This is a genomic window from Micromonospora sp. DT41, assembly GCF_049841715.1.
Classification (GTDB): domain Bacteria; phylum Actinomycetota; class Actinomycetes; order Mycobacteriales; family Micromonosporaceae; genus Micromonospora; species Micromonospora profundi.
This window is the reverse complement of sequence record NZ_JBNCKU010000001.1, coordinates 373,920-390,024: the sequence shown is the minus strand read 5'-3', so window position 1 is coordinate 390,024 and position 16,105 is coordinate 373,920. Positions and strand designations below refer to the sequence as shown.

At 71.9% G+C, this 16,105-nt stretch carries 11 protein-coding genes; 6 read left to right on the top strand and 5 right to left on the bottom strand.

Annotated elements, in window-relative coordinates:
- Positions 1-40: 40 nt before the first annotated feature.
- Positions 41-1,030 (top strand): 4-hydroxy-3-methylbut-2-enyl diphosphate reductase, encoded by a 990-nt coding sequence (locus ACLQ23_RS01715; protein ID WP_355596820.1) that lies wholly within the window; start codon positions 41-43, stop codon positions 1,028-1,030.
- Positions 1,031-1,088: 58 nt separating this feature from the next.
- Positions 1,089-1,499, top strand: coding sequence for a hypothetical protein (locus ACLQ23_RS01710; RefSeq protein WP_355596822.1), 411 nt, complete (start codon positions 1,089-1,091; stop codon positions 1,497-1,499).
- A 17-nt stretch (positions 1,500-1,516) separates the two neighbouring features.
- Here the strand turns inward: ACLQ23_RS01710 and ACLQ23_RS01705 are convergent, their stop codons facing one another.
- Positions 1,517-2,671, bottom strand: a complete 1,155-nt coding sequence (locus ACLQ23_RS01705) for a DNA recombination protein RmuC (RefSeq protein WP_355596823.1) — start codon at positions 2,669-2,671, stop codon at positions 1,517-1,519.
- A gap of 54 nt (positions 2,672-2,725) precedes the next feature.
- Between ACLQ23_RS01705 and ACLQ23_RS01700 the strand changes: the two genes are divergently transcribed.
- Entirely contained in the window at positions 2,726-3,607 is an 882-nt protein-coding gene (locus ACLQ23_RS01700) for a hypothetical protein (RefSeq protein ID WP_425880262.1), read from the top strand.
- Between the two features lie 120 nt (positions 3,608-3,727).
- Here the strand turns inward: ACLQ23_RS01700 and ppc are convergent, their stop codons facing one another.
- Positions 3,728-6,514: a phosphoenolpyruvate carboxylase gene (gene ppc, locus ACLQ23_RS01695; protein ID WP_355596825.1), complete on the bottom strand. Its 2,787-nt coding sequence runs from the start codon at positions 6,512-6,514 to the stop codon at positions 3,728-3,730.
- Positions 6,515-6,920: 406 nt separating this feature from the next.
- Positions 6,921-7,583: a hypothetical protein gene (locus ACLQ23_RS01690; protein WP_355596827.1), complete on the bottom strand. Its 663-nt coding sequence runs from the start codon at positions 7,581-7,583 to the stop codon at positions 6,921-6,923.
- Positions 7,584-7,726: 143 nt separating this feature from the next.
- On the opposite strand from ACLQ23_RS01690, the gene ACLQ23_RS01685 reads away from it, so the two are divergent.
- Positions 7,727-8,767 carry a S66 family peptidase gene (locus ACLQ23_RS01685; RefSeq protein ID WP_355629396.1) on the top strand — a complete coding sequence of 347 codons (1,041 nt, stop codon included), beginning with the start codon at positions 7,727-7,729 and terminating at the stop codon, positions 8,765-8,767.
- Between the two features lie 257 nt (positions 8,768-9,024).
- Here the strand turns inward: ACLQ23_RS01685 and ACLQ23_RS01680 are convergent, their stop codons facing one another.
- Positions 9,025-9,930 carry a helix-turn-helix domain-containing protein gene (locus tag ACLQ23_RS01680; protein ID WP_355596831.1) on the bottom strand — a complete coding sequence of 302 codons (906 nt, stop codon included), beginning with the start codon at positions 9,928-9,930 and terminating at the stop codon, positions 9,025-9,027.
- Positions 9,931-10,069: 139 nt separating this feature from the next.
- Positions 10,070-10,981 (bottom strand): cyclase family protein, encoded by a 912-nt coding sequence (locus tag ACLQ23_RS01675; protein ID WP_355596833.1) that lies wholly within the window; start codon positions 10,979-10,981, stop codon positions 10,070-10,072.
- A 517-nt stretch (positions 10,982-11,498) separates the two neighbouring features.
- On the opposite strand from ACLQ23_RS01675, the gene mfd reads away from it, so the two are divergent.
- On the top strand, positions 11,499-15,122 hold the full coding sequence (mfd, locus tag ACLQ23_RS01670) for a transcription-repair coupling factor (protein WP_355596835.1): 3,624 nt from the start codon (positions 11,499-11,501) through the stop codon (positions 15,120-15,122).
- 198 nt (positions 15,123-15,320) lie between these two features.
- The gene (locus tag ACLQ23_RS01665; RefSeq protein ID WP_425880261.1) at positions 15,321-16,103 is read left to right on the top strand and encodes a hypothetical protein; all 783 of its coding nucleotides are present in this window, start codon (positions 15,321-15,323) and stop codon (positions 16,101-16,103) included.
- Positions 16,104-16,105 lie beyond the last annotated feature (2 nt).

The window sequence follows — 16,105 nt, the reverse complement described above, 5'->3', positions numbered from 1 at the left end:
CGTCAGGTGAGGCGGGAGTGGTGGTGGGTAGGATGAGTGGGTGACTCAGGCTGAAGCGACTTCCCGGACCGGCAAGCGCGTGCTCCTGGCCAAGCCCCGCGGCTACTGCGCGGGCGTCGACCGCGCGGTGCAGACAGTCGAGGAGGCGCTGAAGCTCTACGGCGCCCCGATCTACGTCCGCAAGCAGATCGTGCACAACAAGCATGTCGTTCAGACCCTGGAGGCCCAGGGTGCGATCTTCGTGGAGGAGAACGAGGAGGTGCCCGAGGGCGCCACAGTCATCTTCTCCGCGCACGGTGTGGCCCCCGAGGTCTACGAGCAGGCCAGGGCGCGCTCGCTGAAGGCGATCGACGCGACCTGCCCGCTTGTCACGAAGGTGCACCACGAGGCGAAGCGGTTCGCCGCCGAGGACTACGACATCCTCCTGATCGGCCACGAGGGCCACGAGGAGGTCATCGGCACCGCCGGTGAGGCTCCCGCCCACATCCAACTGGTGGACGGCCCCGACGACGCCGACAAGATCACCGTGCGCGATCCGGCGAAGGTCGTCTGGCTCTCCCAGACCACGCTCTCGGTGGACGAGACGCTGGAGACCGTCGCCCGGCTCAAGCAGCGGCTGCCGCTGTTGCAGTCCCCGCCCAGCGACGACATCTGCTACGCCACCAGCAACCGGCAGCACGTCGTCAAGGAGATCGCCCCCGAGTGCGACGTGGTGATCGTCGTCGGCTCGACGAACTCCTCCAACTCCGTCCGGCTGGTCGAGGTGGCCCTGGACGCCGGTGCCCGCGCCGGTCACCTTGTGGACTTCGCCCACGAGATCGACGACGCCTGGCTTGTCGACGCCCGCACCGTGGGCGTGACCTCCGGCGCGAGCGTTCCGGACGATCTGGTCCAGGACGTGCTCGCGTACCTTGCCGAGCGTGGGTTCGCCGACGTCGAGGAGATCACCACCGCAAACGAGCGGCTTACCTTCTCGCTGCCGCAGGAGTTGAAGCGGGACATGAAGGCCGCCGCAGCCGCGCGCGGCTGAGCGTCGTTTCGGCGATCACTGTGGGAACGCCGGGGCGTCCCGGTGCGTCGAAGTCGGCATGAGGATCCTTCGGCTCATCGTCCCCGCCCTGGTCGTCTGCGCGGCGCTGACTGCCTGCGGTGCGCCGACCGACGAACCCGCCGGTCCCGGTGCACCCACGACGGCGACCGAGCAGCCCACCGCGCTGCCGCCTACCGGACCTGACCCGTCGACTGCGACGGAGACGCCCAAGCCACCTGGTGGCCCCAGCCTCCCACCGCCGGTCGGCGCCACCGAACTCACCGGCACCGTCACCGCCGGGGTGGAGCCGAACTGCCTGTTGCTCGACGGGTACCTGCTGATCGGCGGCCCCCGGGACGTGCTGGCCGCAGGGTCGCGGGTCACTGTCACCGGCCGGGTGGAGGCGGGCATGATGACCACCTGCCAGCAGGGCACCCCGTTCGTCGTGGAGGGCGCCCGCAAGGGGTGACCGGCAGCGGCGCCGGATCAGCGGTCGCGCTCGACGCCGTCGAGCAGTTCGGGCGCCTGCGGCTGGCGGGGCGTCAGCTCGACCTGCGCCGGGGCAGCCAGCTCCTCGTCCGAGACGCCAAGCTCGGCGAGCTTGCGGGCGCTGACCAGCACCCGGGCCTCCAGCGAGCCGACAGCCCTGTTGTACGCCGTCACCGCCCCGGCAAGCGACGACCCGAGCTTGCCCACGTGATCGCCGAGGGTGGAGAGCCTGCCGTACAGCTCCCGGGCGAGGGTGTGCACCGCCAGCGCGTTGCGGGCCAGCGCCTCCTGCCGCCATGAGTAGGCCACGGTGCGGAGCAGCGCGACAAGGGTCGCCGGCGTGGCGAGTACGACGTTGCGGGCGAAGGCGTGCTCCAGCAGCGTCGGGTCACGTTGGAGTGCGACGTCGAGGAACGGGTCGGCGGGCACGAACAGCACCACGAACTCGGGGGAGCTGTCGAATGCCGACCAGTACGACTTGGCGGCCAGCGCGTCGACGTGCCCCCGCAGGTGCCGTGCGTGCGCGTCGAGGTGGGTGTCCCGGCCGCGCTCGTCACGGGCTTCCATAGCCGTGAGGTACGCGTCGAACGGCGCCTTGGCGTCCACCACCACGGACCGGCCGCCGTGCAGCCGTACCACCAGATCCGGGCGGACGACGTGGTCGTCGGTGGCGGCGGTGACCTGCTCGGAGAAGTCGCAGTGCTCAAGCATGCCGGCGGCCTCGACGATCCGGCGCAACTGGTGCTCGCCCCAGCGGCCCCGCACCTGCGGCGCACGCAGCGCGGCAACCAGCTGCTTGGTCTCGGTGCGCAGCTCACCGGAGACGGCGGTCATCGATCGCACCTGCTCGCGCAGCTCGGCGTACGCGTCGACCCTGTCGTGTTCCAGCTCGGCGACCCGCTGCTCGTAGCGGCGCAGGGTCTCGTGCAGCGGCGCGACGGCACGGGCCACCGCCTCCTGCGACTGCGCGGTGGCCTCGTAGCTCAACGCCCGCATGGACTGCTCAAGCCGCCCCTCGCCGTCGCGGGTCGCGGTGAGGGTGGCATCCAGCCGGGCGATGTCGGCAGCAGAGCGGGACCGGGCCGCGAGCCAGCCCACCGCGCCGCCGGTGCCGAGGCACACGATCACCACGAGCAGCGTCGAGACGTCCATCACCGGAGCTTGCCAGACGTCTACGACGTGACACTCGGGGGTACGTTCGATGACATGGAACTTGTGTTGTGCCTCGCCATCGTGCTGATCGGGGGGCTGGGCGCCGTGGCGCTCGGTCGCGCCCAGTCCACCGCCCGTCGGCGTACCGAGCTGGGCGATGCCCGCGCGGAGGCGCAACGCTGGTACGAGCGCCTCGGTGGTCAGCTGTTGACCCTCCAGGGCGACGAGCCGGCGGTCCGTCAGGCGCTCTCCGACGCGGGTGAGCGGTACAACGCGGCGGGTTCGCAGCTGGAGCAGGCGCGTACGCCGCACCAGTTCGCGCTGGCCCGGGAGACGGCGCTGGAAGGGCTCGCCTACATCCGGGCGGCGCGGACCGCGCTGGGGATCGACCCCGGCCCGGAGCTGCCGGCGCTGGCCGCAGCCCGGGGCGTCGGGCAGCTCACCAAGGAGCGTGAGGTGCAGGTGCAGGGCCAGACGTTCCGGGCCGGCCCGCAGCCCGGCCGGGGCACGCCCTACTACTACCCCGGCGGCCGTTACCAGGGCCGGCCGGTGCCGGCTGGCTGGTACTCGACGCCGTGGTGGAAGACCGCGCTGGGTGCAGGCGCGGGTGTGCTCGGCGGCATCCTGATCGCCGACGCGTTGTTCTCGCCGGCCTTCGCCGACCCGGGGTACGGCGCCGACGCGGCCGGTGCCGACCAGGGCATGGACGGCGGCGACCAGGACTTCGGCGGCGGCGACCAGGGCGGCGACTTCGGCGGCGGCGACCAGGGCGGTGACTTCGGCGGCGGCGACCAGGGCGGTGACTTCGGCGGCGGCGACCAGGGCGGTGACTTCGGCGGCGGCGACTACGCAGGCGGTGACTTCGGCGGCGGCGATTTCGGCGGCGGCGGCTTCGGTGACTTCGGCGGCGGCGATTTCGGCGGCGGAGACTGGTGAGCCCGGACGGCAGCGTCGATCATGGAGTTGTGGTGGCCGGTCAGCACCCGCAAGGGGCTTTTGTGCGGCACCACAACTCCATGATCGACTGAGTCGGTTGGGGCGGGGCGAGGGGCCGGGTCAGCCTGTGTTGCGCATGCCGGCCGCGATGCCGTTTACCGTTGTGAGTAGTGCCCGCTCCAGGGCTGTGCCGTCGCTTGGCGCGCGCCGGCCGCCCGGTGCGGTGGCCACCGCCCGTCCGGCCGCACCGGAATCGCGGTACTGCCGCAGCAGTGCCACCTGAAGGTGGTGCAGCGGCTCCAGGTAGGTGTCCCGAACGGCCAGGGTGCGCTGCAACACCGGCGAGTTGTCAAGCAGGGCCGGTGCGGCGGTCACGGCGAGGACCTCCCGCTTTGTCAGCTCGTACTCCTGCTCGATCTGTTCGAAGATCGGGTGCAGCTTCTTCGGCACCAGCGTCTCGACGTACCGGCGGGCGATGCTCAGGTCGGTCTTGGTCAGCATCATCTCGACGTTCGACAGGAACGTCCGGAAGAAGTGCCAGTTGCGGTGCATCTCGGCCAGTACGTCCGCCAGCCCGGCCTCGCGCGCGGCGGCCAGTCCCGAGCCGACGCCGAACCAGCCCGGCACGATCTGCCGGGTCTGCGTCCAGCCGAACACCCACGGGATGGCCCGCAATCCGGACAGCCCGGCGCCGGTGTTGGGGCGCTTGGCCGGCCGGGAGCCGATGTTCAGCGCGCCGAGCAGCTCCGTGGGGGTGGACGCCCAGAAGTACGCGGGCAGGTCCGGGTCTTCGACGAGCGACCGGTAGGACCGGTAGGCCGACTCGGAGACCACGTCCATCGTGGCGTCCCAGCGCTCAAGCATCTCGGCCGGCTGTCGGGGAGCGGTGTGCAGCAGCGTCGCCTGGAGCACCGCAGCGAGGGTGAGTTCCAGGTTCTCCCGGGCCAGTGAGGGCAGGCTGTACTTGTCGGAGATGACCTCGCCCTGCTCGGTCACCTTGATCGCGCCGTCCAGCGTGCCGTACGGCTGGGCGAGGATCGCCTCGTGCGTCGGCCCGCCGCCGCGCCCCACAGTGCCGCCACGGCCGTGGAACAGTCGCAGGTGCACCCCGTGCCGGGCAGCCACGTCGCGCAGCGCGCGCTGCGCCCGGTGGATCGACCACTGGCTGGTGGTGATCCCGGCTTCCTTGTTGGAGTCGGAGTAGCCGAGCATTACCTCCTGCACGTCGTCCCGGGCCGCGACAAGCGCCCGGTACGCAGGCAGGGACAGCAGTTGGTCGAGCAGTTCACCGCCGGCGTTCAGTTCGGTCGGGGTCTCCAGCAGCGGCACGAACCCGATCCGTGCCCGCCCGCTGTGCACGTCCACAAGCCCGGCCTCGCGGGCCAGCACGACAGCCGCCAGCACGTCGTCCACGCCCATCGTCATCGAGATGATGTACGACTCGATCACCTCGCCGCCGAAGCGGTCCTGCGCTTCACGGATGGTGCTGAACACGTCGAACGTCTTGCGGGCCGACTCGGAGAGCGGGGTGTCGACCGTGGACAGGGGCCGGCGGCCGGTCAGCTCGTCGGCGAGCAGCTTGGTGCGCTCCAGCCGGCTCAGGGCCGGATAGTCGGTGACCTCGCCGATGGCCTCGTACAGCTGGGCGAGCACCGCGTGGTGCGCCTCGGCGTGCTCACGGACGTCCATCGTCGCGAGGTGCAGGCCGAACGCGGAAACCGTACGGATGGTGGAGGCGAGCCGGCCGACGGCAGTGAGCTGCCCGGAGTTGCGGGCCAGTGAGGCGCGCAGCAGGTCCAGGTCGGCGATCAACTCGGCGGAGCCCCGGTAGTCCCGGCCCGGCACGTGCGCGGTGCCCTGACGCAGCCGCTGCCGGGTGTTGGCGAGCTTCGCCTTCACGCAGCGCGCCTTGAGCCGGTACGGCTCCTCGGCGTTGACCCTGCGGAAGCGGGGTGCCACCTCGGGCAGCGCGTCCAGGTCGGCGGCGAGGCTCGCGGAGAGGTCCAGTGACACCCCGCGCAGCCGGCGGGAGACCGAGACCTCGTTGATGAGGTGGTCCATCGCCTTCTCGGTGGCCGCGATGCCGTGCTCGTGCTGGATGGTCAGCACCTCGCGGGTGACCGCCGGGGTGACGAACGGGTTGCCGTCCCGGTCGCCGCCGATCCACGTGCCGAAGCTCAGCGGGCGGGCCGTCGGCGACGTCTCCACACCGAGTGTGCGCAGCGTGTCGGCCAGGTCGTCGAGCACCTGCGGGGCGGCCTCGGCGTACAGGTCACGCAGGTAGTAGATGGCGTTGCGGGCCTCGTCGGTCGGGTCGGGGCGGTCCAGCCGCAGCTCGTCGGTCTGCCACATCAGGTCCAGCAGTTCGGCGAGCCGGCGGTTGGCGGGGCCCTCGTCGCTGGCGCCGTACAGGATGGCGTTTGCGGTCTCCGTGTCCAGCTCGTCGGCGATGGCGCGCAGCTTGGACAGGATCGAGCGGCGGGCCGCCTCGGTCGGGTGGGCGGTGAATACCGGCCGGACCGCAAGCCGGCGGGCCGCGGCGGCGATCTCCTCGGCCGGCACCCCCCGCTCGGCGATCATCTTGGCCGCCTGGTCCAGCCAGCCGCCCTGCACGGCGCGACGACGCCGCAGGTCCCGGCCACGGTGCACCTGCTCGGTGATGTTGGCCAGATGGAAGTAGGTGGAGAAGGCGCGGGCCAGCTTGGTGCCGGTGGTCACGTCCAGCCCGCCGAGCCGCTGGGCGGCCGCTGGCGCGTCGGTGCGTACCTGGGCGCGGATCTCCTCGACGAGGTCGAGCAGCGGGCGGCCCTCCTGGCGTGCCAGGGTCTGCCCGAGCAGGGTGCCGAGCCTGCGGATGTCGGCGCGCAGCGCGGCGTCCGGGCCGTCGTGGTCGTGCTGGTCGGTCACGATGCGCTCCTTACGTTGGTACGAAGGACAGCGCTGTCCGACTTCCTGGATGGTATCCGCGTCCCCCGGCGGTAAGGAGAGTGCCCTTCCCGACACGTTCGACACGTGCACGGGCACCACCGGGCATTTCTGCCGGCAGGACGCGTTTCCGCGCTGGTGGGGGTGGACTCCAGGTGGTGGGCGGAACGGAACAACGTGGCGCTGACCACACCCGGCACGCCGTGCGGAGTCCAGATGGTGGGCGTGGCGACGGTCCGGCCGCCCCGTCCCCGACGAGATGGCGGGCGTTGGGCCACCGAACGGAGCGTGACGGCCTGTCACGCGGCTCCCGGTGCACGCCGTCAGCCTAGGGCGGCCCCGTGTCCGTGTCGGTCGTTTCCCGGTGCCCGGTGTCGTGCCCTGTTGATCAGGTGATCGGGCAGCGGCCCGCGCTGTAGTGGACGATCGCCCCCATGATCTCGGCCTCCTGCCGGTCCGCGAAGTTGAGCGTGGCGGCCAGGCCCGAGCCGTAGAAGGTGTTCAATGCGGCGCTGTCCAATCGCGTGAAGATCCCGACGTTCTGGAGCGCCCGGGAGTCACGGGGCGTGACCACCACCATCTTTTCCAGGCTCCACCGGCGGCGGGAGATCTGCGCGACGCCCTCCCAGGGCAGCCAGATCGCCTGGCCCCTGGTGGGCCGGGTACGGATCCAGAGCCCGGCCGGGTTGAGTGCCAGCACCGGTCCGCCTGAGCCGATCAGCCACAGCTGGATCCCCAGCGGCAGGGCGATCAGGGCCAGCAGGCACACAAGCACGCCGAGGATGCCGAGGACGGCCGCGGAGCGCACCTCCGGGTCCGCCGAGCTCAGGATGCCGAGGCCGGCGAGGAAGGCGACCGGGAGGACCAGGATGAGCACGATCCCCGCGGCCAGCAGGCCCCGCTTCGCGACGTTGGGGCGTACGACGAAGGGCTCGTTCTCCGGGATGCGCTTGGCCACCGGCGCGGAAGGTGCCGGGTATCCGCCGTGCGGGTGGTGGAACGGCGGGCCAGCGTAGAAGGGCTGGGAGGGATGTCCGGTCGGGGTGGTCACGGGCGCTCCGCTTCTCGATCCACTTCGGCGGCGCTCAGCCTATAAGGCGTACACCAGCGCACAAGTCGAGCCGGTTTGCGGGCCAACCTCGGCCGTGCGCTCAGTCGCCGAAACCCGTTCGACGGCCCGGCTAGCTTCTGTTCATGGTGCTGCCGAGCTACCCCCCGAAGCCGCGACCGGGCGACCGGGTCGCGGTCGTCTCACCCTCCGCCGGTCTGCCGGCCCTCTTCCCGCACGTGTACGAGTTGGGGCTGCGCCGGCTGCGCGAGGAGTTCCACCTGGAGCCGGTGGAGTATCCGACCACCCGGGCGAGCGGGGCCGAGCCGCGCGAGCGGGCCCGCGACCTGACCGCCGCCTTCGCCGACCCGACAATCACCGCTGTGCTCGCCACCGTCGGCGGGGACGACCTGATCACGGTCACCCCGTACCTAGACGACGACGTGCTGCGGGCCAATCCGAAGCCCTACTTCGGGTACTCCGACAACACGAACGTGCTCAACCACCTGTATCGGCTGGGCATCGTCGCGTACCACGGCGGGTCGGTCCTGGTGCACCTCGGCCGGCCCGGTTCGCCGCACCCACTGACCTTCGACTCGCTGCGGGCCGCCCTGTTCACCTCCGGCTGGTACGAGTTGTCGCCCGCGCCCGAGTGGGGTGACCGGCCCAACCCGTGGACCGACCCCGGCTCGTTGGCGTACGAGCCGGAGATGCTCGCCGGCGAGGGCTGGCGCTGGCAGGGCCCGCAGCGGGAGGTGCGCGGGCGTACCTGGGGCGGCTGTCTGGAGACTCTGCACTGGCTGATGGCCGCCGACCGGGTGCCGACCGCCGACGAGCTGGCCGGTTCCGTGCTGGTCGTCGAGACCTCCAACGAGCTGCCCACCGCGCAGGAGGTGTTCCGGATCGTACGGAACATGGGGGAGCGCGGGCTGCTCGCCAGCTTCCCGGCGGTCGTTGTCGGTCGGCCCAAGGCGTGGGATTTCGACAAACCGCTGTCGGTGCCGGAACGGGTGGCGTGGGGCGAGGCCCAGCGGGAGGCGATCACCCGCGCGCTCGCGCCGTACAACCCGGAGGCGGTGGTGGTCTTCGACGTCGACCTCGGTCACACCGACCCACAGTTGATCGTCCCGTACGGCGGAGAGATCCGCGTCGACGCGCGGGCCCGCCGCATCGCGGTGCGTTACTGACCCGCCCCGCCCGCGCTCACCCGTCGTGGGGAGGCCGTCCGAGACGAGCAAATTTCTTCAAGACGCTGGGAACGCCCACGGCGAGGATTGTTCGCGTGGGTCCGGGAGTTGCCAACCAGTGCAGCACCGGAGCGGGGCATGCGGACCTTTTCGGGGAGGCCCGACGCCCCACCGGGCCCCGTGGCGCCCCCCTGGCGCTCGAGGAGGTGCCGCGCGCTCCCCGTGCGGCACCTCCATCGCCGTGGGGGCGGCAGCGGTCAGGCCGCGTCCGACGCGGTGAGCAGCCGGCGCAGCCGGGCCGGTGGGTGACCCACCTGCTCCCGGACCACCCGGGTCAGGTGCGCTTGGTCGGCGAAGCCGTACTCGGCGGCGAGCGCGCCGAGTGGACGGCCGTCGGACTCGGCGAGGGTGTCCAGCAGTTCCCGCACCCGCAGCCGGTTGCGGTAGGCCGTCAGGCTGCTGCCCGTCATCCGCTGGAACACCCGGCTGAGGTGGTGTGGAGAGCTGCCGACCTCCCGGGCGACCTCGTCCAGGCCGAGCGTGAAGCCGGAGTTCGCCAGTACCTCCCGGGCGCGGTCGGCCAGCCGGCGGTGCGCGGCGAGCGTCGCCGGCCTCCGGCGTACGGCCCGATCGACATCGCCGCCCACGTCGCCGGTGTCGAGCGGGCTGTAGTTCAGCAGGCGAGCCAGGAACCGGTGCAACCGCTCGGCCATCTCGAAGCCGTCCAGCCCGCGCCGGAACTCGGCCACCAACAGCCGGTGCGCCAGGTCCAGCGGGGCGTCCGACGTCCCGGCCCAGCCGCTGCGGTCCATCCAGTGCTCCGCGTCCGGCCGGTCCGCGAGCGCCGCCGGATCGATCTCCAAGCAGGTGTACGAGTCGCCGCAGCCGAACGGGTGCGCCACCGCCATCTCGTCGCCCGGTCGGGTGAGGATCACGGAGGTGGCGTCGGAGAGCCCGACCCGGCCGTTGAGCCGGCGACGGTACGCCCCGGAGCGGCCCAGGAGGATCTTGTGGCGGTCCTCCACGGCGGGCTTCGTCCATCCGTGGTTCTCCACGATGCACCGCACCTGGTAGATCAATATCCCGTCCGGGTGCCCCAGCACGCGCCACCGTGCGGGCGTGGTGCGCCGACGCGGATCACTGCCGACTCCCTCGGCGGGCATCGTTCCTCCTTGCTCGCGACGTGCTCGTCAGCGGCCATTCGTACCGATGGTCGTCGACTCGTAGATCCCCCGTCCACCCCGCTACGCGCCGGGCGTCGGTCGGCACTGCTCAGGCCGACCGACCGGGGTACGGGCGACGTCAGGCGTCGACGGCGGCGAAGGCGCGGACCGGAAAGGTGCCCATGCCGCGCACCATCGGTGGGGCCGCTGTGAACCGGAACCCGCTCGGCGGCAGCGCGTCCAGGCCGGTCAGGTGCTCCACGATCGGGATGCCGGCGGCGAGCAGTGTGCTGTGCGCGGGACGTACGCCCCCGGCCTGCGGGCTCATGTCGTCGATGTTGATCGAATCGATGCCGACCAGGGCGGCGCCGGCGTCGGCAAGCGCCTGCGCGGCGTCCCCGGTCAGGTAGGGCGCCTCCGGCGCGCTGTACCGCTCGGTGCCGAAGTGCTCACCCCACCCGGTGTGCAGCAGTACCGCGCGCCCGGTCACCTCGTACGGCGCCAGCATCAGCCGGTCCACCGCACGGGTCCCCGCCGGCACCCGGACGACCACGCCGGGCAGGTCGGCGAGCCGGTCCAGCGAGACCCCGGTCAGGTCGTCGCCGCCGGCCCAACGGTGGGCGGGGGTATCCAGGTACGTACCGGTGTTGGCGATCATGTCGATCCGGGACACGTGGAACTCGGTGCCCGACGCGTAGTTCGCCCGGGACGCCTCGAAGGTCAGCCAGTCGTCGATCCGGGGCGCCGGCCAGCCGGGCAGGGTGGTCATCCCATCGCTGATCACATGGCTCAGCTCGACGAGCCGACGCCCGGTGCGGGGCTCACCGGCGACGCCCCGCCCGCCCTTGTGCCGCTCCTCGATGATCGTCTTCGCGCTGATCCGCACCTCGGCGACCATCAACAGCCCGAGGTGACGTACGAAGAGCGCGGCCAGCTCCTCGTCGGTGATCTCCCGACCCGGGATGTCGAGCCGGAACCCCTCGGTCCGCAGCCCGCCACCGTTGGCGAAGCTCACCTCCGCGTCGAACTGCGCCCGCCACTGCTCACCCATCCCCAAACCCGACCATGCCCGAAGACGAACAGTCAAGATCCTCATAGCTGGCGGTACGCGCGATAGCTGGCGGTACGCGCGTTTTCCGCGCTGCCCTGCGGGGGTGCCCGGCGCTGTCGGCGACACCCGCGGACTGGAGCCCGGAGACGGCGGCGGCCGCAAGATCCGTGCAACTTCACTGAAACTGTTGCCTCCACGCGACCTGAGCCCACACCTTCCCTGTAGTTGTGCGGATCTTGCAGGGCGCGGGGCGCGGGGCGCGGGCGCGGGGCGCGGGCGCGGGCGCGGGGCGCAGGGGCGGGGCGCGGGTCGCGGCGCGGGGCGCGGGTTGCAGTGCGCGGCGTGCGGGGGCGGGGGCGAGATGCGGGGCGGGGCGCGGGGCGCGGCGCGTGCGGCTTGGGCATGGGCGGAATGGGTCGTCTGTCGGTGCGCGGGGATAGGCTTGTCGTCGTGCACCCCCCGTCCGACCGGACGAGGGGCAGCCGTCGTGTGCGTCGACCCCCCTGGAAGGATTCCCTTGCTCACCGGTCTGTTCTCCGCCGCCCTGGCCGACCCCGGGCTGGCCCGGGCGCGTGACCTGGCGCGCTCCGGTGCCGCCCAGGTCGACGGCCTCGACATCACCGCTCCCGCCGCGTTGCGTCCGTTCGCCGTCGCGGCGGTCGCCGCCGACAACGAGGGTGCCGGCCGACCCGTGCTGGCGGTGACCGCCACGACCCGCGAGGCCGACGACCTGGCCGCCGCGCTGGGCGGGTTGCTGCCGGCCGACCAGGTGGTGGTCTTCCCCTCCTGGGAGACGCTGCCGCACGAGCGGCTCTCCCCACGTTCGGACACGGTGGGTCGACGCCTGGCTGTGCTGCGCCGGTTGGCGCACCCCGGGTCGGCCGACGCGCACGGCAGGACCGGCCCACTGCGGGTGGTCGTCGCCCCGGTCCGCTCGCTGCTGCAACCGCAGCTCAAGGGGCTCGGTGACCTGGAGCCGGTGCAGCTCGCCGCGGGCGAGGAGGCCGACCTGGAGGCTGTCGCCCGCCGGTTGACCGACATGGCGTACGCCCGGGTCGACCTCGTCACCAAGCGCGGTGAGTACGCGGTGCGCGGCGGCATCCTCGACGTGTTCCCGCCCACCGACGAGCACCCGTCGCGTGTCGAGTTCTGGGGCGACGAGGTGGAGGAGATCCGTACCTTCGCCGTCGCCGACCAGCGGACCATCGAGCAGGTCCCGCTGCTCTGGGCACCGCCCTGCCGCGAGCTTCTGCTCACCCCGGCGGTGCGCGACAGGGCCGCCGCGCTCGCGCAGGAACACCCCGAGCTGGCCGAGATCCTCGACAAGCTGGCCGAGGGCATCCCGGTGGAGGGGATGGAGTCGCTGGCCCCGGTGCTTGTCGGCCCCGACTCGCTGGAGTTGCTGCTGGACGCGATGCCGGCCGGCACCCACGTCCTGCTGTGCGACCCGGAGCGGATCCGCACCCGGGCGCACGATCTGGTGCGTACCTCGGAGGAATTTCTCCAGGCCAGCTGGGCCGCGGCCGCTGTCGGCGGCCAAGCCCCGGTGGACGTCGGCGCCGCTGCCTTCCGCACCCTCGCCGAGGTCCGCGCGACAGCCGGCAGGCTCCGCCAGCCGTGGTGGACGCTGTCCCCGTTCGGCCTGGTGGAGGCCGAGACGGCCGAGACGCGTCAGCCCTGGGAGGACGCGCCCGAGCAGGCAAGCGTCACGCCGGACGACGCCATCGCGGTGACCCTCGCCGCCCAGCCGGCCCCGCTCTACCACGGCGAGACCGCCCGGGTGGTCGACGACATCAAGCGCTGGGCCGGTGAGGGCTGGTCCGTAGCGCTTGTCTTCGAGGGGCACGGCCCTGCCCAGCGGGCGGTGGAGGTGCTGCGCGACGCGGGGCTTGGCGCCCGCCTGACCGAGGAGGTGCCGACCGCTCCCGCGCCCGGCGAGCTGATCGTCACCTGCGGCGCGCTGGGCAGCGGGTTCGTCGACGAGGCGTCCCGGTTCGTGCTGCTCACCGGCAACGACGTCACAGGCGGTCGGGGCACCTCGACGCGGGACATGCGCAAGATGCCGAGCCGGCGGCGCAACACCATCGACCCGCTGGAGCTCAAGGCCGGCGACTTCGTGGTGCACGAGCAGCACGGCATCGGCCGGTACGTGGAGCTGGTGCAGCGCACCGTCAACGGCGCCAGCCGGGAGTACCTTGTCATCGAGTACGCGGCCAGCAAGCGGGGCCAGCCCGGTGACCGGCTGTTCGTCCCCACCGACCAGCTCGACCAGCTGTCCCGCTACGTGGGCGGTGAGCAGCCGACCCTGCACAAGATGGGCGGCTCGGACTGGCAGAAGTCCAAGGCGCGGGCCCGCAAGGCGGTCCGGGAGATCGCCGCGCAGCTCATCCAGCTGTACGCGGCCCGCAAGGCGTCCAAGGGGCACTCGTTCGGGCCGGACACCCCCTGGCAGCGGGAGTTGGAGGACGCGTTCCCCTGGCAGGAGACGCCCGACCAGCTTGCCGCGATCGACGAGGTCAAGCGGGACATGGAGCAGACCGTCCCGATGGACCGGCTGATCTGTGGCGACGTCGGCTACGGAAAGACCGAGATCGCGGTACGGGCGGCGTTCAAGGCGGTGCAGGACGGCAAGCAGGTGGCGGTGCTCGTGCCGACGACGTTGCTGGTGCAGCAGCACTACAACACGTTCGCCGAGCGGATGAACCAGTTCCCGGTGCAGATCCGGCAGCTGTCCCGGTTCCAGACCGCGAAGGAGACCGAACGGACGCTGGAGATGGTCGCCGACGGCACCGTCGACATCGTCATCGGCACCCACCGGCTGTTGCAGACCGCCACCCGGTTCAAGCAGCTCGGTCTGGTGATCGTCGACGAGGAGCAGCGGTTCGGTGTCGAGCACAAGGAGCACCTGAAGACCCTGCGTGCCTCGGTGGACGTGCTGAGCATGTCGGCCACCCCGATCCCGCGGACCCTGGAGATGGCGATCACGGGCATCCGGGAGATGTCCACCATCGCCACCCCGCCGGAGGAGCGGCACCCGGTGCTCACATTCGTCGGCGCGCAGGACGACCGGCAGGTCGCCGCGTCCATCCACCGCGAGCTGTTGCGCGACGGGCAGGTCTTCTACCTGCACAACAGGGTCGAGTCGATCGACCGGGCGGCACGCCGGCTGCGGGAGCTGGTGCCTGAGGCGCGGGTCGCGGTGGCGCACGGCCAGATGGGCGAGGACGCCCTGGAGAAGGTGATGGTCGGCTTCTGGGAGAAGGAGTTCGACGTCCTGGTCTGCACGACGATCGTGGAGTCCGGCATCGACATCCCGAACGCCAACACCCTGATCGTGGAGCGGGCCGACCTGCTCGGCCTGGCCCAGCTGCACCAGATCCGTGGCCGGGTGGGCCGGGGTCGCGAGCGGGCGTACGCGTACTTCCTCTATCCGCCGGAGAAGCCGCTCACCGAGCACGCCCACGAGCGGCTGGCCACCATCGCCCAGCACACCGAGCTGGGCGCAGGCATGTACGTGGCGATGAAGGACCTGGAGATCCGGGGCGCCGGCAACCTGCTCGGCGGTGAGCAGTCCGGCCACATCGAGGGCGTGGGCTTCGACCTGTACGTGCGGATGGTCGGCGAGGCGGTCTCCGCGTTCAAGGGTGAGCGGCCGGAGGATGAGGTCGACGTCAAGATCGACCTGCCGGTCGACGCGCACCTGCCGCACGACTACGTGAGCGTCGAGCGGCTGCGCCTGGAGATGTACCGCAAGCTCGCCGAGGCCCGCGACGAGGAGCGTCTGCGCGAGGTCGTGGCCGAGATGACCGACCGGTACGGCGAGCCGCCCGCCCCGGTGCAGAACCTGGTGGCGGTGGCCCGGTTCCGCCTGCTGGCCCGCCGGTACGGCCTGACCGACGTGTCGATGCAGGGCAAGCACGTCCGGTTCGGTCCGCTGCCGCTGCCTGACTCGAAGCAGTTGCGGCTCAAGCGCTACCACCCGGACGCGGTCTACAAGCAGGCCACCGACCAGGTGAGCGTGCCCCGGCCGAGCACCCGCCGGATCGGGGGCGAGCCGCTGCGCGACCAGGCGCTGCTCGAATGGTGTGCCCAGTTGCTCTCCGACGTGTTGGGCGCCCCGGCCGTGGCCGCGCCCGCCTGACCGGGCCGTGTCTGACCGGGCGGCGTCCGGCCGGGCCGCGACCGTCTGGCCGGGCCGCGACCACCGGCCCGCGACCGCCTGACCCTGTGGTCTCCTGCCGGCCGGGGCTGGTGTCGCTCCGACACTTGCCCTGGCCGGCGGGCGGACGGAGGTGGGGGGTGTCACAACACCCGGTGACGGCGTGAGAGAGTGGCAGCCATGCGTGCTCGCCGTCTTGTCGCCGTCGCCAGTGTCTCGCTGGGCCTCGTCGCCCTCTCCGGTTGCCGTGCTGAGCCGGGTACCGCCGCCTACATCGGTGACCAGCGCATCACCGACAGCGAGGTCACCGCCGCGATGAACGACCTGCGGACGAAGAACCCGACGCCGACCGCGGCGCCGGATGCCAGCGGCCAGCCGGCGGCGCCGGGGCCGCAGCTGCCCGAGTTGGCGGACGTGGTCCGGGTGTTGGTGCTGACGAACGTGTGCGAGAAGGTCTCCGCCGAGGAGGGCTACCAGCCGCGCAGCCAGGTCTCGGCCGACCAGGCCGCCCAGCAGCTCGGCCTCACCCCCGACACCGGGTACGTGCGGGAGATGGCCAAGCTCTTCACCTGCCTGTCCGGGTTGCCGGCCGAGCCCGTCGAGCCGACCGAGCAGGAGATGGCCGACGTGATCGCCGCCGGCCGCGGGGGAGGCAACATCCCGCCCGAGGTGTCCGATGAGGACGCCGCCCGTCAGCTCGACGGCGAGCAGCTGCGCGGTGCGCTGGGGACCAAGCGGGTCCTGGCCGAGGCGGTCGAGCGGTACGACGTGACGATCAGCCCCCGGTACCGTCCGCTGGAGTTCCCGCTGCTCAGCTTCTCCGGCGACGTGGCCGCGGTGAGTGTTCCCCTGGGCGAGCCGGATTCCGGCGCGGTCACTGATGTCTCCACCCCGACGACGGACCCGTCGAACGCGAACCCGGACTCGGACTCGCACTCGCATGGCGAGGGCACGGCCAGCTGAGC

Excerpts from the sequence above, each read along its gene's own strand:
- ACLQ23_RS01665 (WP_425880261.1), top strand. The coding sequence starts at position 15,321 with ATGCGTGCTCGCCGTCTTGTCGCCGTCGCCAGTGTCTCGCTGGGCCTC.
- ACLQ23_RS01700 (WP_425880262.1), top strand. The coding sequence starts at position 2,726 with ATGGAACTTGTGTTGTGCCTCGCCATCGTGCTGATCGGGGGGCTGGGC.
- ACLQ23_RS01675 (WP_355596833.1), bottom strand. The coding sequence starts at position 10,981 with ATGGGTGAGCAGTGGCGGGCGCAGTTCGACGCGGAGGTGAGCTTCGCC.
- ACLQ23_RS01680 (WP_355596831.1), bottom strand. The coding sequence starts at position 9,930 with ATGCCCGCCGAGGGAGTCGGCAGTGATCCGCGTCGGCGCACCACGCCC.
- ACLQ23_RS01710 (WP_355596822.1), top strand. The coding sequence starts at position 1,089 with ATGAGGATCCTTCGGCTCATCGTCCCCGCCCTGGTCGTCTGCGCGGCG.
- ACLQ23_RS01685 (WP_355629396.1), top strand. The coding sequence starts at position 7,727 with ATGGTGCTGCCGAGCTACCCCCCGAAGCCGCGACCGGGCGACCGGGTC.
- ACLQ23_RS01705 (WP_355596823.1), bottom strand. The coding sequence starts at position 2,671 with ATGGACGTCTCGACGCTGCTCGTGGTGATCGTGTGCCTCGGCACCGGC.